This window comes from Nocardia sp. BMG51109, from assembly GCF_000526215.1.
Taxonomy (GTDB): domain Bacteria; phylum Actinomycetota; class Actinomycetes; order Mycobacteriales; family Mycobacteriaceae; genus Nocardia.
On sequence record NZ_JAFQ01000004.1, the window covers coordinates 2,645,645 to 2,671,174 of the forward strand.

Annotated in this window: 24 protein-coding genes; 16 read left to right on the forward strand and 8 right to left on the reverse strand. The window is 68.5% G+C overall.

Annotated elements, in window-relative coordinates; genetic code table 11:
- Window positions 1–147 precede the first annotated feature (147 nt).
- The gene (dnaJ, locus tag D892_RS0113405; protein WP_024801722.1) at window positions 148–1,323 is read left to right on the forward strand and encodes a molecular chaperone DnaJ; all 1,176 of its coding nucleotides are present in this window, start codon (window positions 148–150) and stop codon (window positions 1,321–1,323) included.
- Window positions 1,323–1,742, forward strand: coding sequence for a heat shock protein transcriptional repressor HspR (locus D892_RS0113410; RefSeq protein WP_036567012.1), 420 nt, complete (start codon window positions 1,323–1,325; stop codon window positions 1,740–1,742). The genes dnaJ and D892_RS0113410 overlap by 1 nt, the downstream gene beginning before the upstream one ends.
- 106 nt (window positions 1,743–1,848) lie before the next feature.
- On the opposite strand, the gene D892_RS0113415 is transcribed toward D892_RS0113410, so the two are convergent.
- The 3 genes from D892_RS0113415 to D892_RS0113425 all read right to left on the reverse strand — a co-directional run bounded on the left by D892_RS0113415 (window position 1,849) and on the right by D892_RS0113425 (window position 4,957).
- Window positions 1,849–2,634: an FAD-binding oxidoreductase gene (locus D892_RS0113415; RefSeq protein ID WP_024801724.1), complete on the reverse strand. Its 786-nt coding sequence runs from the start codon at window positions 2,632–2,634 to the stop codon at window positions 1,849–1,851.
- Between the two features lie 41 nt (window positions 2,635–2,675).
- Window positions 2,676–3,833 carry an FAD-binding oxidoreductase gene (locus tag D892_RS0113420; protein WP_024801725.1) on the reverse strand — a complete coding sequence of 386 codons (1,158 nt, stop codon included), beginning with the start codon at window positions 3,831–3,833 and terminating at the stop codon, window positions 2,676–2,678.
- A 191-nt stretch (window positions 3,834–4,024) separates the two neighbouring features.
- Complete coding sequence (locus tag D892_RS0113425; RefSeq protein ID WP_024801726.1) at window positions 4,025–4,957, reverse strand: NADP-dependent oxidoreductase; 933 nt, start codon at window positions 4,955–4,957, stop codon at window positions 4,025–4,027.
- Window positions 4,958–5,361: 404 nt separating this feature from the next.
- On the opposite strand from D892_RS0113425, the gene clpB reads away from it, so the two are divergent.
- The 9 genes from clpB to D892_RS45110 all read left to right on the forward strand — a co-directional run bounded on the left by clpB (window position 5,362) and on the right by D892_RS45110 (window position 15,497).
- A complete protein-coding gene (gene clpB, locus D892_RS0113435) occupies window positions 5,362–7,917 on the forward strand; it encodes an ATP-dependent chaperone ClpB (protein ID WP_024801728.1) in 2,556 nt (851 codons plus the stop codon).
- 68 nt (window positions 7,918–7,985) lie between these two features.
- A complete protein-coding gene (locus D892_RS0113440; protein WP_024801729.1) occupies window positions 7,986–8,879 on the forward strand; it encodes a DUF5666 domain-containing protein in 894 nt (297 codons plus the stop codon).
- Between the two features lie 124 nt (window positions 8,880–9,003).
- Window positions 9,004–10,242, forward strand: coding sequence for a hypothetical protein (locus tag D892_RS0113445; RefSeq protein WP_369801748.1), 1,239 nt, complete (start codon window positions 9,004–9,006; stop codon window positions 10,240–10,242).
- A 21-nt stretch (window positions 10,243–10,263) separates the two neighbouring features.
- Complete coding sequence (locus D892_RS0113450; RefSeq protein ID WP_024801731.1) at window positions 10,264–11,076, forward strand: SDR family oxidoreductase; 813 nt, start codon at window positions 10,264–10,266, stop codon at window positions 11,074–11,076.
- A 6-nt stretch (window positions 11,077–11,082) separates the two neighbouring features.
- The gene (pyrE, locus tag D892_RS0113455) at window positions 11,083–11,628 is read left to right on the forward strand and encodes an orotate phosphoribosyltransferase (RefSeq protein ID WP_024801732.1); all 546 of its coding nucleotides are present in this window, start codon (window positions 11,083–11,085) and stop codon (window positions 11,626–11,628) included.
- A gap of 69 nt (window positions 11,629–11,697) precedes the next feature.
- On the forward strand, window positions 11,698–12,756 hold the full coding sequence (locus D892_RS0113460) for a beta-ketoacyl-ACP synthase 3 (protein WP_024801733.1): 1,059 nt from the start codon (window positions 11,698–11,700) through the stop codon (window positions 12,754–12,756).
- Between the two features lie 144 nt (window positions 12,757–12,900).
- Entirely contained in the window at window positions 12,901–13,656 is a 756-nt protein-coding gene (locus D892_RS0113465; protein ID WP_024801734.1) for a lysoplasmalogenase, read from the forward strand.
- A gap of 256 nt (window positions 13,657–13,912) precedes the next feature.
- Complete coding sequence (locus tag D892_RS0113470; protein WP_156959501.1) at window positions 13,913–15,040, forward strand: ImmA/IrrE family metallo-endopeptidase; 1,128 nt, start codon at window positions 13,913–13,915, stop codon at window positions 15,038–15,040.
- Between the two features lie 157 nt (window positions 15,041–15,197).
- The gene (locus tag D892_RS45110) at window positions 15,198–15,497 is read left to right on the forward strand and encodes a DUF4411 family protein (RefSeq protein ID WP_198036892.1); all 300 of its coding nucleotides are present in this window, start codon (window positions 15,198–15,200) and stop codon (window positions 15,495–15,497) included.
- Here D892_RS45110 and D892_RS0113480 read toward each other — a convergent pair.
- From D892_RS0113480 to D892_RS0113495, 4 genes are all read right to left on the reverse strand, one after another.
- Window positions 15,454–15,876 (reverse strand): DUF4145 domain-containing protein, encoded by a 423-nt coding sequence (locus D892_RS0113480; protein WP_024801737.1) that lies wholly within the window; start codon window positions 15,874–15,876, stop codon window positions 15,454–15,456. The two genes, D892_RS45110 and D892_RS0113480, sit on opposite strands and share 44 nt — an antisense overlap.
- Window positions 15,877–15,977: 101 nt before the next feature.
- A complete protein-coding gene (locus D892_RS0113485; RefSeq protein WP_024801738.1) occupies window positions 15,978–16,424 on the reverse strand; it encodes a DUF3592 domain-containing protein in 447 nt (148 codons plus the stop codon).
- Between the two features lie 281 nt (window positions 16,425–16,705).
- Window positions 16,706–17,347 (reverse strand): response regulator transcription factor, encoded by a 642-nt coding sequence (locus D892_RS0113490; protein WP_024801739.1) that lies wholly within the window; start codon window positions 17,345–17,347, stop codon window positions 16,706–16,708.
- 379 nt (window positions 17,348–17,726) lie between these two features.
- The gene (locus tag D892_RS0113495; protein WP_024801740.1) at window positions 17,727–19,103 is read right to left on the reverse strand and encodes a sensor histidine kinase; all 1,377 of its coding nucleotides are present in this window, start codon (window positions 19,101–19,103) and stop codon (window positions 17,727–17,729) included.
- Between the two features lie 135 nt (window positions 19,104–19,238).
- Between D892_RS0113495 and D892_RS0113500 the strand changes: the two genes are divergently transcribed.
- The 4 genes from D892_RS0113500 to D892_RS0113515 all read left to right on the forward strand — a co-directional run bounded on the left by D892_RS0113500 (window position 19,239) and on the right by D892_RS0113515 (window position 21,853).
- A complete protein-coding gene (locus tag D892_RS0113500) occupies window positions 19,239–19,562 on the forward strand; it encodes a hypothetical protein (RefSeq protein ID WP_024801741.1) in 324 nt (107 codons plus the stop codon).
- Window positions 19,559–20,242: an RNA methyltransferase gene (locus tag D892_RS0113505; RefSeq protein ID WP_024801742.1), complete on the forward strand. Its 684-nt coding sequence runs from the start codon at window positions 19,559–19,561 to the stop codon at window positions 20,240–20,242. The genes D892_RS0113500 and D892_RS0113505 overlap by 4 nt, the downstream gene beginning before the upstream one ends.
- Window positions 20,243–20,546: 304 nt before the next feature.
- Entirely contained in the window at window positions 20,547–21,176 is a 630-nt protein-coding gene (locus tag D892_RS0113510; protein WP_024801743.1) for a hypothetical protein, read from the forward strand.
- On the forward strand, window positions 21,176–21,853 hold the full coding sequence (locus D892_RS0113515; protein ID WP_024801744.1) for a hypothetical protein: 678 nt from the start codon (window positions 21,176–21,178) through the stop codon (window positions 21,851–21,853). Before D892_RS0113510 ends, D892_RS0113515 begins: the two co-directional genes overlap by 1 nt.
- Window positions 21,854–21,912: 59 nt before the next feature.
- On the opposite strand, the gene D892_RS0113520 is transcribed toward D892_RS0113515, so the two are convergent.
- The gene (locus tag D892_RS0113520; protein ID WP_024801745.1) at window positions 21,913–24,171 is read right to left on the reverse strand and encodes an excinuclease ABC subunit UvrA; all 2,259 of its coding nucleotides are present in this window, start codon (window positions 24,169–24,171) and stop codon (window positions 21,913–21,915) included.
- Window positions 24,172–24,260: 89 nt separating this feature from the next.
- Between D892_RS0113520 and D892_RS0113525 the strand changes: the two genes are divergently transcribed.
- Window positions 24,261–25,253 carry a YafY family protein gene (locus tag D892_RS0113525; RefSeq protein ID WP_024801746.1) on the forward strand — a complete coding sequence of 331 codons (993 nt, stop codon included), beginning with the start codon at window positions 24,261–24,263 and terminating at the stop codon, window positions 25,251–25,253.
- Window positions 25,254–25,530 lie beyond the last annotated feature (277 nt).

Below are 25,530 nucleotides of genomic sequence, written 5' to 3' on the forward strand. Positions count from 1 at the left end.
CAGGCGACATCGGATCCAGCCTGGGCGGTCGGGACCCGGAGGCGGCAGCTTGCGTTACCACGTAGGGCCCCCGCTCAGGCGACATCGGATGGAGCCGGCTCCGGCGCACACCGGGCCGGCCGACAACAGGAAAGGAGGAGATGCCCGGTGAATCGGGAGTGGCTGGAAAAGGACTTCTACAAAGAGCTGGGTATTTCCTCCAGCGCCACCCAGGACGAGGTCAAGAAGGCCTACCGCAAGCTGGCCCGCGATCTGCACCCGGACAAGAATCCGGGGGATGCCAAGGCCGAGGAGCGGTTCAAGGCGGTCAGCGAGGCACACACCGTGCTGGCCGATCCGGAGAAGCGCAAGGAGTACGACGAGGCCCGGCGGCTGTTCGCCAGCGGCGGCGGTTTCGGCCGCGGCGGATTCTCGCCCGGTGGCGGATACGGGCAGGGCGGCGGCTTCAACGAGTTCAACCTGGGCGACATCTTCGGCGGCGCGTCGGCCGCGGGCGGCGCCGGCCTGGGTGACCTGCTGGGCGATCTGTTCAACCGCGGTGCCGGTGGCCAGCGGGCCTCGACCCGGCCGCGGCGCGGCAGCGATGTGGAGACCGAGACGACCCTCGGCTTCCGCGAGGCCGCGCAGGGCGTCACGGTTCCGCTGCGGATGACCAGCCCGTCGCCGTGCACGACCTGTCACGGCAGCGGCGCCAAGCCGGGCACCAGCCCGCGAGTCTGCCCGCACTGCAACGGAACCGGCGTGATCAGCCGCAACCAGGGTGCCTTCGGATTCAGCGAGCCGTGCGACGACTGCCGCGGCACGGGGTCGATCATCGACGATCCGTGCACCGACTGCCGCGGCAGCGGGATCCAGAACCGGACCCGGACCATCACCGTGCGGATTCCGCCGGGCGTCCGGGACGGTCAGCGGATTCGCCTGGCCGGTCAGGGCGAGGCGGGCCTGCGCGGCGCCCCGGCGGGCGACCTGTACGTGACCGTGCAGGTCAGCCAGGACAAGGTCTTCGGCCGCAACGGCGACGACCTGACCCTGGTGCTGCCGGTCAGCTACGCCGAGTTGGTGCTGGGCACAACGGTTTCGGTGCCCACGCTGACGGGCCGGGTCGGGGTGAAGGTCCCGCCGGGCACGGCCGACGGGCGTACCCTGCGGGTGCGTGGCCGCGGCGTCCCCAAGCGCGGCGGCGGTGCCGGTGACCTGCTCGTCACGGTGAAGGTCGCGGTGCCGCAGAAGCTGGACGAGAATGCGTCCGAGGCGCTGCGGGGCTACGCCGAGGCGGAGAAGGTCAGCGGGTTCGACCCGCGTGCCGGATGGGCAGGTGCGTGATGAACGGCGATCCGAAGAATGCCGATGTTTCGGCGGCCCACGGCCCTACCCAGCGCGCCGAGTTCTTCATGATCTCGGTGGCGGCCGAACTGGCCGGTATGCATGCGCAGACCCTGCGCACATACGACCGGTTGGGTCTGGTCACCCCGCAACGCACCTCGGGCGGCGGCCGGCGCTACTCGACCCGGGACGTGGAGCTGCTGCGCGAGGTGCAGCGGCTGTCCCAGGACGAGGGCGTCAACCTGGCCGGCATCAAGCGGATCATCGAACTCACCAATCAGGTCGAGGCGCTACAGGAGCGGGTTCGCGAGCTGTCGGCGGAGGTGGAGCGGCTGCGCGCCGGCTACCGGCCGGAACTCACGCCCCCGCAACGCAGTACCGCGCTGGTGGTGTGGCAACCGCGCAACAAGCGCAGGTAGGTGCCGAATCCGATCCGGTAGAGCACCGGTCCGGTAGAATACCGATCTGTAGAGCAGCGCCCTCGGGGAAGCCCGGGGGCGTTTTCTCGTCGGGGGAGTCCGGGAGTCAGATCCCTTCGTAGCGAATGACTTCCGCGGGCGTGCCGGTTTGGATCAACCGGTCCACCGTCGCCACGGTCATGGCCGGCGACCCGCACACCAGGACCTGATGGTCGGGCAGCGGTCCCATATCGCCGACCACGTCGGCGAGCGTGCCCTCCAGCATCTCGTTCACGTCGAAACCGACGTCCACGCGGCAGCTCTCGTACCATTGGTCCGCCCAGCCCGGGTCGTCGGCGCTCTCCACCACCGGAACCACGGTGAGCCAGGGCAATTCGCCGGCCAGCAGGAACAGCATGTCCGAGGCGTACAGGTCGCGGGGGGAGCGGCCGCCGACGAACAGGTGGGTGCGCGGCGGTTCGGGGCGGTGGGACAGGTTCAGCAGCAGCGAGCGCAGCGGCGCCAGACCCGTTCCGCCGGCGATCATCACGACATCGGTGGCCCAGTCGTCGACGCTCAGCCAACCGGCCGGCGCGGTGATGCTCCACTGGTCGCCGGGGCGGGTGTCGGCCACGATCGAGCCGCTGCACCAGCCGCCGGGGACCGTCCGCACATGGAATTCCAGCTTGCCGTCCAGCGAGGGCGGCAGCGCCGGCGACAACCGCCGCCGCAGCCCCGGATGCTGCGGCACCTGCACCTCCACCGACTGCCCGGCCGAGAACGGGACGTGCTCGCCGATCAGGCGGATCACCGCGATGTCGTGGCGCAGCCGGTGGTGGCCGACCACCGTGGACGTCCACTCCGTCGGGGTATCGAGCCGGATCTCTCCGGTCTCGTCCGGGCCGAGAGTCACTGCGCTACCTCTATCGTCCGAAGCTCGTTCACCTGCCGGTGCTAGACCGGATCCGACATGATCGCCCATTCGGGCGTGCCGATGGCGAGCAGGGCGCGTCGGGTGTCGGCGATCATCTTCGCCGATCCGGCGATCTGGATCTGCCGGTCCGCCCAGGCGCCCATGCTGGCGATCACGGCACCCAGATTACCGATCAGCCGCCGGTGCATGCCGAACGGCGGGTCGGCCGGCGGATACGGATGCCACCACGGGTTGGATTCGTTCTCGCACACCGGAACTACGGTCAGCCACGGATTGCTCAGCGACAGCTGCCACATGTTCTCCACGTCGTACAGGTCGCACGGGTAGCGGCCGCCGATGAAGAAGTGCACCCGCGGATTCGTGCCGCGCCGGCCCATCTCGATCAGCTGGGCGCGCAGCGGGGCGATTCCGGTGCCGGAGCCGATCATCAGCACATCGCGGCCCGAGTTGTGCTCGACGTGCAGGCCGCCCAGCGGCCCGGCGATCAGCCAGTTGTCCCCGACCTTGGTCTCGTTGACGATCCCGGGACTCACCCAGCCGGTGCGGACCTTGCGGACGTGGAATTCGATCTCGCCGTACGGATTCGTCGGGATGGCCGGCGAGAGATAGCGCCACATCTTCGGGCGCTGCGGGATCGAGACCGGGACGTACTGGCCGGCCTGATAGGGGATCGGGCTCTCCGACTGCAGCCGCACGATGGCCAGATCGTCGAGGACGCGGCGGTGCCCGACCACCGTCGCCTCCCAATACGGTTGCGACTTGTCGGAATTGGCGCCGATGGCCATCGAGGCCGAGATCAGAATGGCGATGTCGCGCCAGCCCTCCTCCAGTTGCCGGGACCAGCTGGGCCCGTCGTAGGTGCGGAACGCCGCGACCAGGGCGCGGCCGGCCAGGTCGTAATGGGCCGCCTCGACACCGAACTTGCGATGGTCGCGGGCCAGCTGTTCGAGGAAACGCTGGGCCCGGTCCCAGTCCTCGAGGTGGTCGAGCACGAAGCCGATGGCGGTCGTCAGCCGCTTGGCTTGCATATCCATCGTCGGGGGGAACAGTTCACGCAACCGGGGGTTCTCCGCGAACAGATGGCCATAGAACGCGCTGACCAACCGTTCGGGACCGGACGGGGCCTCGACCACCGACCGGAAGTTGGCGCGGACCAGCGCAGCCGTACGCGAATCCACGACGTCGAGCTTCCTTTCTGCGAATACCTGCCGGAACCGCCGGGAACCGGCGTTCCTACGCGGTCAAGTATCCCTCAAAAAGCCGTGGTCGCACGGTTATGGGTGGATTGCATTACCCACGGTTACAGGTGACGAAACTCGTAACAGTAGTGGTCCGGGCCGCGGAATCCGGCCGGTGGGGATCCGAATCGTCAGATGACCAGGACCGTCTTACCGCGCGCACCGCCCGCGCCGAGCGCGTCCCGGGCGTCGGTCAGCGGCCGGACCGCCTCGATCGGCACCACCAGCTCGCCCATGGCGGCCTGCAGCAGCAGATGCCGCAGTTCCGGTGCGCCACCGGCCGACTCGAAGTTCCCGCCGTGCAGGCCGCGGGCCCGCAGGCCGGATTCGTCGGCGGCGCGGACGGTGCTGTAGACGATGCCGCCGGGGCGGACGAGCCGGGCGAGATCGGCCAGGCGTGGCGGCGGGGAAACCAGATCGAACAGCACATCGATGCCGTCCGGATGGGTGGCGTGGACCGAATCGCCGACCGGGGCCGCGGTGTAGTCGACCACCTCGGTCGCGCCGAGCCGGATCATCCGATCGGCGTCGTCCGGGCGCGCGGTGGTGATCACGTGCGCGCCGGCCGTGGCGGCCAGCTGCACGAGGAACGATCCGACACCGCCCGCGGCGCCGTTGATCAGGATCGTCCGGCCGGCGGCGACGCCGGCGGCGTCGAACAGCTCCTGGGCGGTGAGCCCGGCGGTGGGCAGCGCGGCGGCCTGGATGGTGGTGAGCGGGTCGGGGATGTGGATGGCGTCGTGCTCCGGCGCGGTGACGTACTCGGCGAACGTGCCGTGCCCGACCGGCGGGACGAGGAACTTGCCGACCACCCGATCGCCGACCGAGAAGGTCGTGGTGCCCGGGCCCACGGCCGAGACGGTGCCGGCGCCGTCGATGCCCGGAATCATCGGGAAGTCGTAGGGGAGCGAATCTTTCAGGATGCCGTCGGCGAGCTTGCGATCGAGTGGGTTGACCCCGGCGGCCTCGATCCGGATCTGAATATCGCCGGGGCCCGGTTGAGGGGTGGGCATATCGGCCGGTTCGGGCGTGCCGCCGAACTCCGGTACCACCATCGCGCGCATCGCTGCTCCGTTCTGTGCCTGGCGGGCCTTCCCGGCGGTGCGGGCGGGCCCGGCCGTGCCTGGCTCGGCCGTTCGCGGCGGTACTGCTGAGCTGCCTGCCATCGTAATCAGCCGATACCGGATAGCGATGCAATTCAGGCCGGTCGGTCTTATTCGAGGTCTAGCGTTGAGCAGTGTCGGGACGGGTATTGCGGCAGCACCGGAAAGGCCGCAAACTTGAGCGGAACAGACTCAACTTCTACTGCGTTGAACAAATCGACGGCGAACAAATCGACGGTGAACAGCTCGGTGTTGAACAGATCGAAGCGTACGACCGCGGCCGTGCGGGTCCGGTGTCCTTCGGACCGCCGATCCGCGCCGAAGGACCCCATCGTCGCGCGAGAACGACTAGTAGGAAGGTGAACGTGGACTCGTTCAATCCCACCACCAAGACCCAGGCGGCGCTGACCGCCGCCCTCCAGGCGGCCTCGGCCGCGGGCAACCCGGAGATTCGTCCGGCGCACTTGCTGGTGGCGCTGCTGGATCAGACCGACGGCATCGCCGGTCCCTTGCTGAAGGCCGTCGCGGTCGATCCGGCGACGGTGCGACGCGAGGCCCAGGACATCGTCGACCGGCTGCCCCGGGCGACGGGCGCCACCACCTCACCGCAACTGGGCCGCGAGGCGCTGGCCGCGATCACCGCGGCGCAGAAGCTGGCCACCGAACTCGGCGACGAGTACGTCTCCACCGAGCACCTGGTGGTCGGGCTGGCCGGCGGCGATTCCGACGTCTCGCAGCTGCTGCTGAAGTACGGCGCCACCGCCGACGCGCTGCGCGAGGCGTTCACCACCGTGCGCGGCAACGCCCGGGTGACCTCGCAGGATCCGGAGGGCACCTACCAGGCGCTGGAGAAGTACTCCACCGATCTCACCGCCGCCGCCCGCGACGGCAAGCTCGACCCGGTCATCGGCCGCGACACCGAGATCCGGCGCGTCGTGCAGGTGCTGAGCCGGCGCACCAAGAACAACCCGGTGCTGATCGGCGAGCCCGGCGTCGGCAAGACCGCGATCGTGGAGGGGCTGGCCCAGCGCATCGTCGCCGGCGACGTCCCGGAATCATTGCGCGGCAAGAAGCTGGTCGCCCTCGACCTGGGCGCGATGGTCGCCGGCGCGAAGTACCGCGGCGAATTCGAGGAGCGGCTCAAGGCCGTGCTCGAGGAGATCAAGCAGAGCGCGGGGCAGATCATCACCTTCATCGATGAGCTGCACACCATCGTCGGCGCCGGCGCCACCGGCGAGTCGGCCATGGACGCGGGCAACATGATCAAGCCCATGCTCGCCCGCGGCGAGCTGCGGCTGGTCGGCGCCACCACGCTCGAGGAGTACCGGCAGCACATCGAGAAGGATGCCGCCCTGGAGCGCCGCTTCCAGCAGGTGCTGGTCGGCGAGCCGTCGGTGGGCGACACCATCGGCATCCTGCGCGGCCTCAAGGAGCGCTACGAGGTGCACCACGGCGTGCGCATCACCGACTCCGCGCTGGTCGCCGCCGCGACGCTGTCCGACCGCTACATCACCTCGCGGTTCCTGCCGGACAAGGCGATCGACCTGGTCGACGAGTCGGCCTCGCGGCTGCGCATGGAGATCGATTCGCGTCCCGTGGAGATCGACGAGGTGGAGCGGGCCGTGCGCCGCCTCGAGATCGAGGAGATGGCGCTCGAGAAGGAGACCGACGAGGCCTCCAAGCAGCGGCTGGAGAAGTTGCGCCACGAGCTCGCCGACGACCGCGAGAAGCTGAACCAGCTGATGGCCCGCTGGCAGAACGAGAAGCAGGCCATCGACTCGGTGCGCGTCATCAAGGAGGAGCTCGAATCGCTGAAGGGCGAATCCGAGCGCGCCGAGCGCGACGGCGATCTGGGCAAGGCCGCCGAGCTGCGCTACGGCCGGATCCCGCAGCTGGAGAAGCAGCTCGACCAGGCCGAGCAGAAGGCCGGTACGGCGGCCGACGGTGAGGTCATGCTGCAGGAGGAGGTCGGGCCGAACGATATCGCCGAGGTGGTGTCGTCCTGGACCGGAATTCCGGTGGGCCGCATGCTCGAGGGCGAGACCCAGAAGCTGCTGCGGATGGAGGAGGAGCTCGGGAAGCGTGTGATCGGGCAGAAAGAGGCCGTCCAGGCGGTGTCGGATGCGGTGCGCCGCGCGCGTGCCGGCGTCGCCGACCCGAACCGGCCGACCGGCTCGTTCATGTTCGTCGGCCCGACCGGCGTCGGCAAGACGGAGCTGGCGAAGGCGTTGGCGGACTTCCTGTTCGACGACGAGCGCGCCATGATCCGGATCGATATGAGCGAGTACTCCGAGAAGCATTCGGTGGCTCGCCTGGTCGGCGCCCCGCCCGGCTACGTCGGCTACGACCAGGGCGGTCAGCTGACCGAGTCGGTGCGGCGGCGGCCCTACACGGTGGTGCTGTTCGACGAGATCGAGAAGGCGCACCCGGACGTGTTCGACATCCTGCTGCAGGTGCTCGACGAGGGCCGGTTGACCGACGGCCAGGGCCGCACGGTCGACTTCCGCAACACCATCCTCATCCTCACCTCCAACCTGGGTGCGGGCGGCGACCAGGACTTCGTGATGAACGCCGTGCGCTCGGCGTTCAAACCGGAGTTCCTGAACCGCCTGGACGACGTGGTGATGTTCCACGCGCTGGACGAGGAGGAGTTGCAGTACATCGTCGACATCCAGCTGGACCAGCTGCAGAAGCGGCTGGCGCAGCGCCGGCTGAAGCTCGACGTCAGCGATTCGGCCCGGTTCTGGCTGGCCGTGCGCGGATACGACCCGGCCTACGGCGCCCGCCCGCTGCGCCGGCTGGTGCAGCAGTCGATCGGCGACTCGCTGGCCAAGGAATTGCTGGCCGGTGAGGTCGGCGACGGCGACCTGGTGAAGGTCAATGTCTCGCCGGACGGTGACGGATTGATCGTCGGTCGCTGATCCGGCTGCCCGACGCCGCACCCGCTGCCCCGGGTGCGGCGTCACCTTATGCACCTACTCTGGTTTGCATGACGAATCCGCGCGACCCGTGGGCACAGCGTCCGGATTCCCCTGAGGCGCCGACCGAGCGGATGGGGTCCTCGGGCGGGCCCGGCGAGGAGCCCCTGCACACCTCCGGCGAGGCGCCGCTGCATACCTCCGAGTACTCGGAGGCGTACGGCCAGGGCTACGACCCGACGGTCTCCTACACCCAGCCGTCCTATCCGCAGCCCACCTACCCCCAGCCTTACGAGTACGCCGAGCCGCAGTCGTACTTCGATCAGCCGGCCGGTCCCAACGCCACTCGGGAGCTGCCGCCCTACGACAGTGCCTGGGGCATGCACGAAAGTCCGTACGGCGCTCCGGGACCGGGGCAGCAGTGGGCCGGGGGCGGCGCCCCGCCGGACGGTCCGATCGGCCCGACCGGGATGCCCGTGGAGCCGCCGCGCCGCCGCCGCACCGGCCTGTGGATCGGGCTCACGGCCGCCGTCTTCGTCCTGGTCGTGCTCGGCGGCATCGCCGCGGGCATGTTCCTCGCCGGCAACGACGATTCGTCCTCCACCTCGGCCGCCGACACCTCCACCCGGTCGTCGCCGTCCCGCGTGCCGGTGGTGCCGCCGAACGGCTCCGGCGGTCCGCAGTCCGGCGTGCCCGGGATGCCCGGTCTCGGCGACATCGACGACCTCGGCGCCACGATGGGCACGATCAGCACCAACGACGGCACCACCCTGACGATCCAGTCGTTGCTCGGCTCGCTGGTCACCGTGCACACCGATGCGCAGACCCAGGTCGTCGCGACGGGGGCGGGCAAGGTCACCGATCTGCATCCCGGCGACATGGTGGTGGTGCAGGGCGACAAGGCCCCGGACGCATCGATCCAGGCCAAGATCATCATCAGTACCTCGCTGACCCCGCCGCGCTAGCGGCCGCCGCGGCCCAGGTGGGCGGTGTGGCAGCGATCCAGGGTGGGCGACGCCAGGGGTGAACTCCCCCAACACACAGCGTGCCCCCACCGCGTCGGGCACGCGGGAACTAGACTCGACGGCGATGACGGCAGCAATCTGGTTCGGACTCGCGGCGATCGCACTGGTGGGTGCGATCGTACTGCTGTACTTCGATCGGCTCCAGCGGCAGCGGACCGGTCATGTGCGGCAGGTCTGGGCAAAATCCCAGGGTTACACCTATGTCTCGGTCGAACCGATGCTGGCGTCCACCTGGCGCCGCGGGGCGATCGCCAAGCTCGGCTACCTGACCGCGGTGGACGTGGTCACCGGCAACCGCAAGGGCGAGAAGTTCGTGCTGTTCGATCTGGAGGACGCGGCCACGCTGGTCGCGGTGCGCCGCCAGATCGGCTCCGATATCGACATCGACCTGCGGTTGAAGACGGCCTCGCCGCCCAAGGACGCCGACCTGGAACTGCTCGGCGCGATCGGCGACCGCGTGGTGTTCGCGACCAATCCCGATATCGCCCGGCACGCCGTCGACCAGCGCATGGTCGCCTTCATCGAGGCGCTGCCCGATTCGGTGCAGCAGCTGTGGAGCGAGGGCAACTGGACCCTGGGCCTGCTGCCCGTGGGGACGACCTCGCGCGACTGGGAGACGGCCATCGACGCGGTGCTGCGGCTGTCCGGTCTGCTGCATGTGCTGCCGCCGGTCTCCGGCGGTGATTCCGGCTATCCGGAGGCGGAATCGCCCGAGCCCGTCCGGGCATCGGATCGCGATTACCCGGAGGATCGCTTCGACGACCGGCGCCTCGACGAGGACGCCCCCCGCTATGTCGAGGACGCCCCCCGTTACGCCGCCGAGGACACCCGTTACGCCGAGGCCGGTTATTCCGATTACGACGATCGTGGTGCCTACAACGACCCAGCGGACCCAGCGGATCGAGCCGACCGGGCCCCCGTCGACGACCCTGGCGACGAGCGGGCACGCCTCGACGACGACCGCTACGAATACGCCGACGATGACGCCGATTTCGCCCCCCTGGTCAAGGACATCGCCGGCGAGACCGACCCGGAACCCCCGCGCCGCCCGCAGCTGGCCGTCGTGCCGGATCCGCGCACTCGCGTCCGCCGCGACTGGCCGCCCGCCGGGGAGCAACCGGACGCCGACGAGACCGATTCCACCGCAACCGGTTTCGACCGCGGTTTCGATGGCGAATTCAGTGGCGATTTCGAGGGCGATTTCGTCGAAGACGAGTGGCGCGAGCGGCGCACCGGCGACGAGCAGCCGGGGGGGCCGTTCCACCCCGGGTTCCGCCCCTATCAGGGCCCCGCACCTCGATGACGGGTGCGGGATGATGTCCCCATGACAGATTCCTCTGCCGCCGCGCGCCTACCGGGCGCGACCCGTCCCATCGCACTCGTCACCGGACCGACCTCCGGAATCGGACAGGGCTACGCCGAGCGCCTGGCGTCGCTGGGCTACGACCTGGTGCTGGTGGCGCGCGACGAGCAACGGCTCGCCGCCCTCGCCGACGAGCTGAAGCGCCGGTTCGACACCCGGTCGGAGGTCCTGCGCGCCGACCTGGCCGACGCCGCCGACCGCGACCGGGTGGCGGCGCGCCTGGGCGAGGGCGTCGAATTCCTGGTCAACAACGCGGGACTCGGTCTGTCCGGCGAGTTCTGGACCGTCGATCCGGCGAAGCTGCAGACCCAGCTGGACGTCAATGTCACCGCGGTGCTGCAACTGACCCGGGCCGCCCTGCCGCCGATGATCACCGCGGCGAAGGGCACGGTGGTGAACGTGGCCAGCGTGGCGGGCCTGGTGCCCGGGCGCGGTTCCACCTATTCGGCGTCGAAGGCGTACGTCATATCCTTCACCGAGGGACTGTCCGGTGGGCTGACCGGAACGGGGGTCCGGATGCAGGCCCTGTGTCCGGGGTTCGTGCGCACCGAATTCCATCGGCGAGCCGGGCTCGAGCGGCCGTCGGGGCCGGAACCGATGTGGCTGAGTGTGGATCAGGTCGTGGCCGGTTCGCTGCACGATCTGGAGAAGGGCCGGGTGATCAGTGTGCCCGGCGTGCAGTACAAAGCGCTGACGGCGGTCGCGGGGCTGATTCCGCGGTCCCTGCAGGTCCGCTTGAACCAAGGCTTGTTCAACGCACGCGGAAGGACATAGGACACGATGATCGAGTCCACCACGGACCGAGACAGACTGGCGGAGCTCGTTCGCGAGCTCGCCGTCGTGCACGGCAGGGTCATCCTGTCGTCGGGGAAAGAGGCCGACTACTACGTCGACCTGCGCCGGGCAACCCTTCAGCATCAGGCCGCGCCGCTGATCGGAAAGCTGTTGCGGGAGTTGGTCTCCGACTGGGACTTCGAGGCCGTCGGCGGTCTCACCATGGGCGCCGATCCGGTGGCGCTGGCGATGCTGCACGCCCCCGGCCGCCCGCTGAACGCCTTCGTGGTGCGCAAGGCCGCCAAGACGCACGGCATGCAGCGGCAGATCGAGGGCCCGGACGTGTCGGGTAAGCGGGTGCTGGTCGTGGAGGATACGACCACTACCGGAAATTCGCCGCTCATGGCGGTGCGGGCGCTGCGTGACGCCGGGGCCGCGGTGGTCGGTGTGGCGACCGTCGTGGACCGGGAGACCGGTGCGGATACCGTGATCGCGGAGGAGGGGCTGGAGTACCGGTCGATTCTCGGTCTCAAGGATCTGGCGCTCGGGTGAATTCCGGCGCTGGGTACCCTGAAAGCTGGTCATTTGTCCGACAGTGGTGAAGGGTCGTGTGAGTCGCCCGTGGTGAGCATTGCAGTCAACCGGGGTCGCGAGAATGTGGCGATGCTCGGCATCGGCGCCTACCGACCTCAGCGCATTGTCAGCAACGCCGAGGTGTGCGAGGTGCTGGACTCCACGCCGGAGTGGATCTTCGAGCGCACCGGCATCCGCAACCGGCGCTGGACCAGCGGCGACGAGACGCTGCGCAGCATGGCGGCGGCCGCGGGTGAGCGGGCGATCGTCAACAGCGGCGTCGACCGGTCGAAGATCACCGCGCTGGTATTCGCCACCTCGAGCTGGCTGAAGCTGACCCCGCACGGCGCCCCGGCCGTCGCCTACGACCTGGGCATGAACGGCATTCCGGCGTTCGACCTGACCTCGGGCTGCGGCGGTTTCGGCTACGGCGTCGGCGTGGCCGCGGATATGATCCGGGCCGGTTCGGCCGAGCACGTGCTGGTCATCGGCGCGGAGACGATGACGGTCGGGCTCGACCCGACCGACCGCGGCACCGCGATGATCTTCGGCGACGGCGCCGGCGCGGTGGTCGTCGGGCCCAGCGAGGAGAACGGCATCTCGCCGACGGTGTGGGGCAGCGACGGCGAGAACGCCGAGGCGATCGCGCAGGACGTCGACTTCCTCGAGTTCATGAACAAGGCGCAGGCGCTGCAGGGCACCGATCCGGCGATCGAACCGGTGGGCCGGATGTCGCTGCACATGGAGGGCCCGCGGGTATTCCGCTGGGCCGCGGTCACGCTGCCGCGCGCGCTCTCCACCGCGCTGGAGCGGTCCGGCGTGGCCAAGGAGGACATCGAGGTCTTCGTCCCGCACCAGGCCAACGCCCGCATCAACGAACTGATGCGCAAGAACCTCGGCCTCGCCGACGACATCCCGATGGCCAACGACATCGAGAACACCGGCAACACCTCCGCCGCCTCGATCCCCCTGGCCATCGAGGAAATGCTGGTCACCGGCAAGGCCAAGGGCGGCCAACTGGCCCTGGTCCTCGGCTTCGGCGCGGGGCTGAGCTACGCCGGGCAGGTGGTCACGTTGCCGCCCAGGCCGATCGAACCGAGCTTCTGAGCGTGGTGGGCACCAGCATCATTCCGTCGCGCTCTGCCGAGGTCAGCCCAGCGCGCCCCGCCCGCGTCAGTTCGGGATGGTCTGCCCGCGTCAGCCCGGCATGCTTTCGGCCGGGATCCGCCACCGCCCAGACGGCCCGCTGACATGGCCCGGCCATTCCGCGCGGCCTTCGTCGCTGCCGCCGCCACAACGGTTTTCGGCGCGGTCACCGGCCGCGACCGCTGGCAGTGGGCGGCAAAACCCTTGATGATGCCCCTGCTGGCCGCGGGCGTACTACACAGCGGCCGAGACCTCGCGCCCGCCGACCGTCGAGTTCTCCTGGGCGCACTGAGCGCCGCCACGATCGGCGACGTGCTGCTCATAGATCCCGACGACGACCGCCGATTGATCGCGGGCGCATCATCTTTCGCGATCATGCAGTCCGGATACTCGGTCCTGTGGTGGCGTGATGGCGCCCGGCCGAAACCATCGGTGGCGCTACCCCGGATAGCCGCCTGGCTCGGCGCGGCCGCACTACTACGCGCGAAGGCCCCGAACCTCACCGCGACACTGACGTTCTACGGCGCCACCCTCGGCACCGCCGCCGTACTCGCCTCCGACCCGTCACTCGCGCCTACGGCGAAAAATGTTGCAGGAATGAATATTCCAGGCCGCGACCCCCGCAGCCGCCTCGGCCTGGGTGCACTGCTGTTCACCATCTCCGACGGCCTGATCGTCCTCCGCCGCCTGTTCGCCCGCAGCACCGGCTCGCGACGGACGGCAGAGGGAGTGATCCTCTCGACTTATGCTGCCGCGCAGTACTTTCTGACCGATCCCCGGGTACATACCGGGCAGGCGGTTCGAGTTCCGTCGCCGGCAACGCCTTCGCCCCGGATCACGCAGGTGCCGATAGACCGGTAATTGCTCGGGTTCGGTCTCGACGGAGAGCGAACGAGTTCATCGAGGTTCTCGGGTCCGCGGGCGTGAGTAACCGCCGACGGGCACATACAGCGGCTTTCCATGAATCTCAGCTGCTCGCGACACTCCGAGCACAGCCTGCGGAATTGCTACGCTGGCCTCGGAGCGCGTGGCACAGATAGCTCGGCCGGGCATACCGCCCCAGCACTGTTCGGTGATTCGGTCGTTGCGATTCTCAGTGACGGTGGAGGGGGCAGCGGTGGCAAGTGCAGTACGTGCACCGGCGAACGGTGACAACGTGGTCAGTGCGCGGGAGAGTGCCGGCTTCACCATTGCCGCGGCCGCCAAGCGGCTGGGGGTGGCTCCCGAGCGGGTTGTCGAATGGGAGACCGAGCTAGCCGAGCCGACCCTGAATCAGCTGCGCCGAGCAGCTGCTCTGTACGGCACCACAGTGGCGGCGCTACTTTCGTCCCAGCCCCGGCCGGTCGATGACGCCGCGCAGCGGGTGCCGGACTTCCGTCGCAACCATGACAGACCGATGACCCAGCCCGTCGTCGCCGAAATACGAAAGGTACGCGGACGACGGGCCAGGATCCTGGAATTGGGTGCCGAGTTCGAGAGCTTGCCTGCCATCACCCTTACGCGGAAGACCGCCAAGGCAGCGGCCGTGCAGGTGAGACGTCTGATCGGGGTCGACGTCGGTACGCAACGTCGATTCGCCAACGAAAGGGCAGCTCTCAACTCCTGGATCCACGCGGTCGAGGGGCTGGGGGCGCTCGTGTTCCAGGCCAGCAGGATTCCGACGAGCGAATTCCTCGGCTTGTCGCTGTACGAGGATGTCGCACCGATCATTCTGCTCAACGGCGCAGACACCCCGCGGCGTCGCATCTTCACGCTCTTTCACGAGTTGGGGCACCTGCTCGGTCGTACCAGCGGTGTGTGCGATGTATTCACCCCTGGCGACACCGAATCGGTATGCAACGCATTCGGTTCCGCTTTCCTTTTGCCGGCGGACGAGTTCGTAGCAGAACTGGGCGAGCTGGATCCGATCGCCAGCTTGGAGCGCTTGTCGAAGGTGTTTCGAGTGAGCCAGTCCGCGATAGCCGTCCGGATGAAGACTCTGGAAATCATCGACTCGGATCAACTGTCCCGGCAGCTGGAAATCGCCCGCGAGCGAGCCCAGCGTGTCGAGGGCGAGAATCAATCCGGCTTCGCTCCACCACACGTTCTCGAGCTGAGGAATCTGGGCGAGCGGTACGTATCCACGGTGCTGGACGCGCTCCACAACGGCGTCATCTCCCCGGTGGACGCCACCTACTTCCTGGAGTCCAAGCTCCCGACCATCGACAGGATGGAAGCCGAGCTCGCGCGGAGAGCGATCGGTTGAGCTACGTCATAGACACCAATGTCCTTGTCTTGCTGCACCGGTACACCCCTCGAGAGATTCACCCGTCTCTGTGGGACGCGTGGGAGGCGCTGATCGCGGCCGGTCGCGCGGTGATCCCTCGTGAGGTCTCGAGGAGTTGGGTCGTGGAGACGATACTTTGAGCAACTGGGCGAAGCGACTCGACTACTTCATCGACGAACCGAGCCAGGAAGATGTGGACCTGGTTCAGAAGATCTCCGACCGGTATCCCAACTGGGTCTTCGAACAGCAGAACGCGGCTGATCCATGGGTAATCGCGCATGCTTGCCGAAGGAAGGCGTTCGTCGTCACCGACGAACGTGCCAAGGGGCCGGGCACTGCGGACCGAAACCTGAAGATCCCCAACGTAGCGGCTGAATTTCAGGTCTCCTGTATCAACCCGATCGAGTTGGCCCGCCGTGAGTGCTGGAGGTTCTGACCCTGCATTCGTAGCAGGCGCGAACAAGCAGCAGCGCTTCGCGCTGTCCCGCATATCCTTCGTGTACGGCCTGGTTTCCGATCTTGCGGACGGAATCGAACCAGCCGTGTACCCGTGCGTCGAGGAAGCCTTGGTCGCTCAGCACCTTCAGGCGCTTGTGCTGTGTGTCCGGCATGTTCGGCAGGCCGAACGAGATGAAGGCTCGCTCAACGAGCGTCTCGCCGAACAACCGGCACTTGAACATGGCCGTGTTCGGGTCGGTGAACAGCGCGGCCTCCGCTGCGGCACCGTGAACAACCAACACCGGCTCGTACGCCAGCAGGTAACCGAAGTTCGCAGTGCGTTCGGCCAGCTCCCGAATTTGCTGGTCAACCGCCACGACGTCGCTCCTCGCTGTTGGACTACATCCCTGCATCGCGTGATACAACGTGGCCCGTTACAGGCCAACCTGCCAAAATATCGTGTTTGGTAGCTGCTGGTCTACAGGCAGAGGATGATGCGGTTGCGGTCGGCTGGATCCACACGTATCGAGACCGTTTCGCCGACGTTGATTTTCGATTCGTCTCGCGGAGTGATATCGAAAACTATGGTGCCACGGTAGGTTTCGGAGCCTGGGACGGTGAGTTGTAGATCCAGTCGGGTGAGTTCGGTGTGGTGGTCGGTGCGGCGGAGGGGGTGTACGGCCTCGATGGTGGCCCAGCCTTCCAGGCCGTGGCGTAGCAGGCGTCGATCGGAGTGGGGTGGGCGCTGGGCGAAGATCATGCCCAGGCCGATGCCCGAGCCGAAGACACCCACCAGCGCCATGATCTGGTACGGGACGGTGCCCGCAGGCGTGTGGTCGACGACCCAGCCCAGCCAGATCCCGAGGGCGATCATGTACCCGGCGGTGATGCCGAGCACGATACGGAGGATGCGCGCGTGGTTCATGACTGCCTCCACCACCGCTTGCGGGCCTCCAGGATAGTCCGGAGTACCCGTTTGTGTGAGGCGCGTCACGCGGCTGATGGAGTTCGCCTGGTCGGCTGATGCATCCCGGCCAAGAGCGCGCCGGGACGTCAGAAAGTAGCCGGGACGGTCAGCGCCGGTGCTCGTGGGCGGCCGGTCTCGGTCGGGGCACGTAGGGATGACGGTATGCCGAGAGCGTTCGCCAGGGTGACGGCTTACTGGGGGCGTATCCAGTGACAGCTTGCCGAGGGGCAGAGCTGGGCTCAGCCCCGTAACCGCAGTACCGCCAGGACCCGGCGGTGGTGGGTGTCCGACGGAGGCAGTTCCAGTTTCAGGAAGATGTTGCCGATGTGCTTCTCCACGGCGCGCTCGGTGACGGTCAATGCCTGGGCGATGCCGGCGTTGGTCAGGCCCTGTGCCATCAGTTCCAGGACCTCGCGTTCGCGCGGGGTCAGGCGGGTAAGCGAATCCTGTTGGCGTGCGGCGCCCATCAGCTGGCTCACCACCTCCGGGTCCAGGGCGGTGCCGCCGGTGGCGACCCGGTGCAGGGCGTCGACGAACTCGCGCACGTCGGCCACCCGGTCCTTGAGCAGATATCCCACGCCGCCCGCGCCTCCGGCGAGAAGTTCGGTGGCATACCGGGTTTCGACCCACTGCGAGAACACCAGCATGCCGATGTCGGGGAATTTGCGGCGCAGTTCGATCGCGGCCAGCAGCCCCTCGTCGGTGAACGACGGCGGCATGCGCACGTCCACCACCGCCACATCCGGTTGATGTTCGGCTACGGCCTCGCGCAATTGCGTTGCGTCCCCGACCATTTCGACCACTTCATGACCGCGGTCGGCGAGCAGCCCGGCCAGCCCGTCCCGCAGAATCGCGCTGTCCTCCGCGATCACGATGCGCAGCGGCTGTTCGGCCGTGGTCGTTGGTTCGCTCGCGGGATCGCTGATAGCGCTACCTTCCTTCGTCACCGTGACCTCCAACGCTCGGTTCATTTGTCCTGCGAGGACCGAAGAGACCGCGTCCGCGGGGGCCTGTGCCGGAGGCCCGCCGTCTCGGAGGGTGTCTTCCCGAACGGGGTCGGCCTCATCGCTCCACGTCGTCGGCGCGCCGCCTGGTCACGAGTATCGGCTCGACTGCGTTCCCGCGAAATCGGTTGTGGAGGTCGGTGTGCCGACAGGTCCCGTGTTGCCGATCGCGCGCACTCGCGGGCGTCGTTCCGCCGGTCGGTCCGGCTCGGCCGGTGGATACATTCACGGATTCGGCCGTGTGCGGCGGTGTGGCTCACCGGGGTCCCTCGATCGGCAGGGTGAGGGTGACGGTGGTGGGGCCGCCGGCCGGGCTGTCCACCGTCAGTATGCCGTCGACGGCGCGTGCCCGGGCGGCCAGGCCCGCAAGTCCGCCGCTCACTGCGGTTTCCGCGGTCGGTACGGCCGGTTGCAGGGCGCCGCCGTGGCCGTTGTCCCGGACGGAGACGGCGATCGAGTTTCCGTCCGACGGCAGCACGGCGACCCACACCCGGTCGGCGCCGGAGTGTTTCACCGCGTTGGTGAGCAGTTCGGCGACCGAGAAGTACGCGATCGCCTCGATGGCCGGGTTGGGCCGCTGCGGCAGGTGGACCCGCAGTTCGACCGGCAGCGCGCAGCGGGCGGCCAGCGTCTCCAGCGCGGGCTCCAGTCCCAGCTCGAGGGCGGGCGGATGGATGCCGCGCACCAGTTCGCGCAGTTCGGCGATGGCCTCCTTGGAACCGGCGTGCGCCTCGGCGACCAGTGCGGACGCATCGCCACCGGCGGTGAGGCGCTCCTCGGCGCGGCCCAGCGCCATGGCGATGGTGACCAGCCGGGCCTGGGTGCCGTCGTGCAGATCGCGCTCCAGGCGGCGCAGCGTCGCGGCGGAATCCTCGACGGCGACCCGGCGGCTCTCCTGCAACTCGACCATCCGGCGGTCGCGGGCGGTCGGGGTCAGCAGCGCCAGTGCCAGCTGCCGGTGCAGCCAGCACATGCCGCGCACCAGCCACGGCAGCACGAGGCAGCCGATCACGCCCACCGCGGCCATGCCCAGCACGCGCGGCCAGGTTTCGATGTAGTAGTCGCCGAATTGGGCCAGCGAATGATGTTCGCGCCCTTGGTCGTCCACGTTGATCGGATGGAAGATCACCCAGGGGATGGGCGAAATCGCGGTGAACACCGTCATCGCGACGACGATCAGCACCCCGTAACCGGCGAACAGGCCCAGCACCACCTCGGCGATCAGGAACGCCAGCGCCCGCCACGAGGTGCGATCGGTGTAGGCGCTGCGCAGCCAGCCGAAGAATCCGGGACGTGGCGCGAATGCCGGCGGCGCGGGCATCGGCGTATCGAGCAGCGCGGAGGCGACGGCCCGGTAGACCACACCCCAGATCCGGCCGGCCAGCAGTACCAGCGCCAGCACGGGGATGCCGATCAGGACGATCGACAGGCCCAGTCCGGCGCCGAAGCCGAAATATATCCAGCTGATGGCGACCATGCCGAGCACGAAGGCCACGATCAGGTAGGCCAGTTCCTTCCAGGTCCGCGCCTCGAACGGCGCGCGCAGGATCGCGCGGACCACCCGGCCGGCGGTCATCGGTGGCCGGTCCGGGCGGTCGAGTACGAGGGTCGGTTCGGCGAACGTCTCGGTCATGACTCCATGCTGGTCGGGGGAGTGGCGGGATACGAGGGAGCGACCCACCGAATCTTTGGTGTAGGCAGCTACACCTACTGTGCCCTGGGAATCGGTGACGAACCAGGTCCGGTTCGCCCGGCTACGATGACGCGGATGAGTTATCCGCCGCCTCCGCCGCAGTACGGCTACGGCTATCCGCCGCCGCCCGAGCATCCCCAGGCCACCACCATTCTCGTGCTGGGGCTGGTCAGCCTGTTCTGCGGCCTGACCGGTCCGTTCGCGTGGGTGATGGGGCGGCGGGTGCTCAACGAGATCGACGCGTCCGGCGGCAGCTACGGCGGGCGCACCAACGTGCAGGTCGGCTACATCATCGGCATCTGCACGTCGGTGCTGATGCTGATCAGCCTGCTCCTCCTGATCGCTTACACAGTGATCATGCTCGTCGTCGCGATCGGGTTCGGAGTCTCGGCGGCGTGAGCGTCGACGAGCCCCCGGACGAGGAGGCCGCGAGCGGGCCGACCGAATGGGGCGAACACCCCCGCGGCGTCGGGCCGTGGTCGGCGGAGTTCGGCACCGCGCCCCCGGACGATCCGCGGCTGGATCCCGAACTGCTCGAGCACGGCGACCGCCGCAACGTCGTCGACGCCTACCGGTACTGGACGCGCGAGGCGATCGTCGCCGACATCGACCGCCGCCGCCACCCGTTCCACGTCGCCATCGAGAACTTCGAGAACGACGCCAACATCGGCACCGTGGTACGCACCGCCAACGCCTTCGCCGCGTCCGCCGTGCACATCGTCGGCCGCCGCCGCTGGAACCGCCGCGGCGCCATGGTCACCGACCGCTACCAGCACCTCGTCCACCACTCCGACGTCGCGACCCTGCTGGAATTCGCCGACCGCGAGGAACTGACGGTCGTCGCGGTGGACAACGTCCCCGGCTCGGTCCCCCTGGAAACCGCCCGCCTTCCCCGGAACTGCCTGCTGCTGTTCGGCCAGGAGGGCCCGGGCGTCACCGCCGAGGCCAGGCAGTCCGCCGTCATGACGGTCTCGATAGCCCAATTCGGTTCCACCCGAAGCATCAACGCGGGCGTAGCCGCCGGCATAGCCATGCATTCCTGGATCAGCCAGCACGCCGACCTCACCCGCGCCTGGTAGGCGCGTCAGCCGTCCGCGCGTCCGGTTCGCTTGCACTGCCTTGTCTTTCAGGGTGCGGTTCGGCCGGAACACGCAGCCGGTCGATCCGTAACAGGCGAAGTCGCACGGGAATTGATACGGAAGCCTCTCGAGGCAAGGTGAGGATCCCGCCGTGACAGTCGCGAGCGCGGCTGGTGGGCATGATCGGGGTCTTATGGGGATCGCAAGTTGTGGTTAAGGCCGTTGGCGAACACTCGGTTGCGAGAAAACCGAAGGGACAGCGAAGGTTTGCCGACCGGGATGGGGAAGAGCATGGCGATCGGGGATGCGACTCGGCGAGCGGTGGGACGTGGCGATGCCGGGTAATCGCCTGCCCGGGATCATCACCCGGGCGTTCGTGGCAGCCGGTGTCGTTGTCTTCGGCGTCATGGGAGTTACGGTCTGGGCGCGGATAGTCGATCAGCCCGCGCTGTATACCGCCGACGGAGTCGGAAACCCTTGCGCCATGATGGATCTGCCGCTCTTCGAGCGGGTCGGTGGAGTTGCGAAAGAGCCGCCCACGCCGGGGAAGATCGACATCGCGTCCCCGGTGCAGCTCTCCTGTGACAATGTCGCGTTGGACCACGCCATGGTGAATCTGACAGTGACGGTGGCCGATCGGTCCACCGAGACCACCGACCTGCGCCCGGCCTACGACAAGGCGCGCACGCTGGTGTTGGGGCGGTCCGGGACCGATGTCGTCACACGGCCGGTGCCCGGTATCGGTGAGGACGCGTACCTGTCGGCTTCAGCCCAGGACTCGGGGATCGCGATGCGCGGATGCGAGGCCGGGCTGATTCAGCGCAATGTTTCCGTAGGCATCCAATTCCACTTGTACGGGGCGCGGGGGATCGGTGCCGACGATCTGGCCGACCTCTGCGAGCAGCAGCTTCGAACGGCCGCGGGGAGGCTGTGATGACCGATGATTCACGCGATGCGGCGGTTGCCTCGCTCAGCACCCGGCCCTGGGTCGCGGTCGGTGCCGCAGCGGTTTTCGCCGTGTCCGTGGTGGCCGCCGCCCTTGTCTTCGCCGGTTATCACCCCGGCGGCCCCTATCGGCCCGATTCCGTCGTGCCGGTACCTCCGGCCGCCGATGCGGAATATCGGCCGGGCAAGGTTCCCCATGCCTGTGCGGCACTGGATCTCTCCGCGATCGGTCGAGGGGACATGCAACAGGCGGAGCCCCCGACAGGCGCGGAACTCGTCGCCGGCGATGTGGCCGACAGCCGACTGGAATGCCGCGCCGATTTCGCCGGGTCCGGTGTCACGGCCACGGTGCACATGGAGGTCGACTACCTGCGCGATCCGGCCGGTGGGCAGGCCCGGTTCGACACGGCCGAACGTGCCGTTGCCGCGGTCAGGACCGAAGATATCGGCGACATGGGTTCGGGGGCGCAGGCCATTGCCGTGCTGCGGGACGGAGATTCGCACTCGGAGCCGCACGTATTCACCACCGAGGTCTACGTCGCCGACGGAAACCTGTTCGCGACCACCACTTTCACCGTGCGCGATCGCGGGGGCCACTTCACCGGCGCCGAGGTGAAACAACAATGCGAGCATCAGATGCGGACGCTGCTGGCCCACCTGCGTTAGCCGTGCCGGCCGGTTCGAGGGCGATTTTCTGCCTTGGGGGCAATCGTCGGCCGGTGCGATCACCGAAGTAAGTGCGGCTCCTGCTCAGGTAGAATACGCAGCGCGGCAGCCGTTTTCGATTCTTCGCAGTGGGTGATTTCTTCGGGCGTCCCTTCGCACAGCACCCGGCCCCCGTGCCGTCCGGGGCCGGGCCCGAGGTCGATCACCCAGTCGGCCTCCCGAACGACGTCGAGGTTGTGTTCGATTACGACGAGCGTATTTCCCTTGTCCACCAGTCGATTCAGGACTGCCAGCAGAGTGTCGATATCGGAGAGGTGCAGGCCGGTGGTGGGCTCGTCGAGAATGTAGAGGGTGTGGTCGTCGGGGCGGGCCAGCTCCTTGGCGATCTTCAGGCGCTGGCATTCGCCGCCGGACAACGTGTTCAGGGACTGGCCCAGGCGCAGGTAGGCGAGGCCGACTTCGTCCAGGTGGCGCAGGGCGCGGGCGATCGAGGGGGCGGGGAGGCGGCGGGTGGCCTCCGTGACGGTGAGGGCGTCGATGTCGGCGATGGTCAGGCCGTCGACGGTGTAGGCGAGAACCTCGCCGGTGAAGCGGCGGCCGCCGCACGCCTCGCACACCACCTCCTGCCCGTCCATGAACGCCAGGTCGGTGTAGATCACGCCGGAGCCCTTGCATACCGGGCACGCACCGGTCGAATTCGCGCTGAACAGGCCGGCGCTCACGCCGTTGCGCTGCGCGAACAGCTTGCGGATCGCCGGTGCGAGGCCGGCGTAGGTGAGCGGCGTCGAGCGCCGGTTGGCGGTCACCGGCCGCTGATCCACGACGGTGGCGGGGTGTTGCGCGATCAGCTCGGCGACCAGGCTCGACTTCCCCGAACCGGCCACTCCGGTCAGGACTGTCAGCACACCGGTCGGGATGTCGACGGACACGTTGCGCAGATTGTTGCGGGTCGCGTTCTCGATGCGCAGTTTGCCCGTCGGCACCCGCGGCGTCCGCCCGGTGCGCCGGGTCCGCAGTCCGTGACCGGTCGGGGTGTCGGCAACATGCAGCGCCTCGAACCCGCCCTCGAACACGACCCGTCCGCCGCCGTCCCCCGCGCCCGGCCCGATCTCGACGATGTGATCGGCCACTCGCATGACATCCGGATCGTGCTCCACCACCAGCACCGAATTTCCCTTGTCCCGCAGCTTTTTCAGCAGCCCGGTCATGGACCGCACATCGTGCGGGTGCAATCCGATGGTGGGCTCGTCGAAGACGTACAGCATCTCGATCAGGCTGCTGCCGAGATGCCGGACGGTCTTGATGCGCTGGGATTCACCACCGGACAGCGTGGTCGTGGGCCGAGCCAGCGAGAGGTAACCGAGGCCGATCGAATCCAGCGCGGCGAGCTTCTCGCGCAGTGCCGCTACCACCGGTGCGACATTCGGATTCCTTACCCCGGCAACGAGTCCGGCGAGTTCACCGATCTCCCTCCGGCTCATCTCGACGATGGTGTGACCCAGCACCAGGGCCGTACGCGCCGCCGCGTTCAGTCGCTCCCCGTGACAGTCCGGGCACGGCGTCGACCGGGTGAACCGTTCCACCACAGCCTTTTTGTGATCCGAGAGGGAATCGGAGGTGTGCAGGTAGATCCGCTCGAACCGCTCGACGACACCCTCGTAGTCCTGCGGCGGCCGGGGCTCCAGGTCCGCCGCGGCCGCGCCGCCGTACAGCAGCGCCTGCCGCTCCCGCTCCGACCAGTCCCGCAGCGGCGTGGCCGGATCGAAGGACCCGATGTCAGCGTACTGCCGGTACCAGTACTGGCCGTTGCCGAAGCCCGGCAGCAGAATCGCGCCCTGCTCCAGCGACCTGTCCGGGTCGAGCAACCGCTCCACCGCGGTCGCGAGGGTCTCGCCCAGGCCCGCGCACCCGGGACACATCCCGGCCGGGTCGTTGAACGAAAAGTGCTTCGACTCACCGACATACGGCTCACTCACCCGCGAGAACAGCAGGCGCAGATAGGTATAGGCGTCGGTGATGGTGCCGACGGTCGATCGGGCGTTGCCGCCCAGCCGTTTCTGATCGATGACCACCACCGGCGACACCCCCTCGATCAGATCCACCTCCGGCCGGTTCCAGCGCGGCAGCCGGTTGCGCACGAACGGCGGGTAGGTCTCGTTCACCTGATACCCGGCCTCGGCGGCGATGGTGTCGAAGACCAGCGACGACTTACCCGAGCCGGACACACCGGCGAAGACCACCAGCGCCCGCCGCGGCACATCGATGTCGAGGCGTCTCAGGTTGTTGGTCCGCGCGCCCCGGATGCGAATATCGGTCATGGCATCGACGCTAGAGGTAGATGTGGACAGTTTCTGACCACAACTGAGACCATGCTGGGTACCCGAGACAGCACGGAGGCGAACCAGCCATGGCCGACAACACCCGCCGCCTGCTCGACCTGCTCGCCTACCTCCAGACGGGACGCCGGTTCAGCGGCGCCGAGCTGGCCGAGCGGCTGGCGACCGGTCCCCGGACGGTGCGCCGCGACGTGGAGCGGCTGCGCGAGTACGGCTACCCGGTGATCACCCAACCCGGACCGGGCGGCTTCTACCGGCTGTCCGCCGGAAATGCCCTGCCGCCCATGGTCTTCGACGACGAGGAGGCCGTGGCGACGGTCGTCGGCCTCGGGCTGCTGGCCGCGACGACGGCGGCCGGCGACGGCCCCGGCGTGGCCGCGGCGGCCGACCGCGCCTTCGGCAAGATCGATCAGTTGCTGCCGAAACGGTTGCGGGCCCGCACCATTGCCGTGCGCGAGACGGTGGAGGCCGCCGCCCAGACCGCACCGGCGGTCGATGCGGAGGCGCTGGCGACCCTCGCCGCCGCGGCGGCCCGCCACGAACACGTCTCGTTCGCCTACACCACCCGGACCGGATCCCGCGGCCGTCGCCGGGTCGAGCCCTACCGCCAGGTCCACCGGCATCTGCGCTGGTACCTGCTGGCCTGGGATCGTGACCGCGGCGACTGGCGCACCTTCCGCCTGGACCGGATCGACGAGATCCACCGCGGCGGAACGACATTCGATCCGCGTCCGCTCCCGGCCGGATCGGCCGCCGAGTACCTGCGGGAGGCGCTGACCGCGGGCAGGCACCGCGCGGTGATCACCGTGGACGCTCCGGCCGCCCGCGTGGCCGACACCCTGAAATACCAGGACTGCGACATCGAGGCCGTATCCGCGGGCCGCTGCACGGTTACCACCCGGATCGACTCGTTCGAATGGCTGATACTGAACCTCGCCTTCCTCGATGCCGACTTCGTCATCGAGCAGCCGGCGGAGTTCCGCGACCGCTGCCGCGCGCTCGCCGCCCGCCTCGAGCGTGCGGGCCGGACCTCGTCCCCGGACCCGTCCGAACCCCGTCGGTAGCCTCGGCCGAGGTGGGACAGATCGGTTCGCGCCGCTGATGCGGAGCGCCCGGCGAGCTTTCGCGGGGTAGCCGTTGAGGATTCCGCACAGCAATGGGTAGGCATATCGCAGCGGAGAGTCGATTCCGTAACAAATCGGGCGCGGAATTCGGTGCCGGGCTGGCACCATTGAGCCATGACTTCGCGGAGTGACGACGCGCCCGCGCCGGGCTCCCGGCGCCACACCGAGCCTTCGACCGATCATTCGGGCGTGGCCGATGCGGGTGTGTGGTCGGCGC

What these genes read in the sequence shown, in the direction of transcription:
- D892_RS0113500 (WP_024801741.1), top strand. Translation starts at nt 19,239, where the DNA reads ATGAGTTATCCGCCGCCTCCGCCGCAGTACGGCTACGGCTATCCGCCG.
- D892_RS0113485 (WP_024801738.1), bottom strand. Translation starts at nt 16,424, where the DNA reads ATGAACCACGCGCGCATCCTCCGTATCGTGCTCGGCATCACCGCCGGG.
- D892_RS0113520 (WP_024801745.1), bottom strand. Translation starts at nt 24,171, where the DNA reads ATGACCGATATTCGCATCCGGGGCGCGCGGACCAACAACCTGAGACGC.
- D892_RS0113465 (WP_024801734.1), top strand. Translation starts at nt 12,901, where the DNA reads ATGGCCCGGCCATTCCGCGCGGCCTTCGTCGCTGCCGCCGCCACAACG.
- pyrE (WP_024801732.1), top strand. Translation starts at nt 11,083, where the DNA reads ATGATCGAGTCCACCACGGACCGAGACAGACTGGCGGAGCTCGTTCGC.
- D892_RS0113440 (WP_024801729.1), top strand. Translation starts at nt 7,986, where the DNA reads ATGACGAATCCGCGCGACCCGTGGGCACAGCGTCCGGATTCCCCTGAG.
- D892_RS0113410 (WP_036567012.1), top strand. Translation starts at nt 1,323, where the DNA reads ATGAACGGCGATCCGAAGAATGCCGATGTTTCGGCGGCCCACGGCCCT.
- D892_RS0113510 (WP_024801743.1), top strand. Translation starts at nt 20,547, where the DNA reads ATGCGACTCGGCGAGCGGTGGGACGTGGCGATGCCGGGTAATCGCCTG.
- D892_RS0113495 (WP_024801740.1), bottom strand. Translation starts at nt 19,103, where the DNA reads ATGACCGAGACGTTCGCCGAACCGACCCTCGTACTCGACCGCCCGGAC.
- D892_RS0113450 (WP_024801731.1), top strand. Translation starts at nt 10,264, where the DNA reads ATGACAGATTCCTCTGCCGCCGCGCGCCTACCGGGCGCGACCCGTCCC.
- D892_RS0113445 (WP_369801748.1), top strand. Translation starts at nt 9,004, where the DNA reads ATGACGGCAGCAATCTGGTTCGGACTCGCGGCGATCGCACTGGTGGGT.
- D892_RS0113525 (WP_024801746.1), top strand. Translation starts at nt 24,261, where the DNA reads ATGGCCGACAACACCCGCCGCCTGCTCGACCTGCTCGCCTACCTCCAG.
- D892_RS0113515 (WP_024801744.1), top strand. Translation starts at nt 21,176, where the DNA reads ATGACCGATGATTCACGCGATGCGGCGGTTGCCTCGCTCAGCACCCGG.
- D892_RS0113425 (WP_024801726.1), bottom strand. Translation starts at nt 4,957, where the DNA reads ATGCGCGCGATGGTGGTACCGGAGTTCGGCGGCACGCCCGAACCGGCC.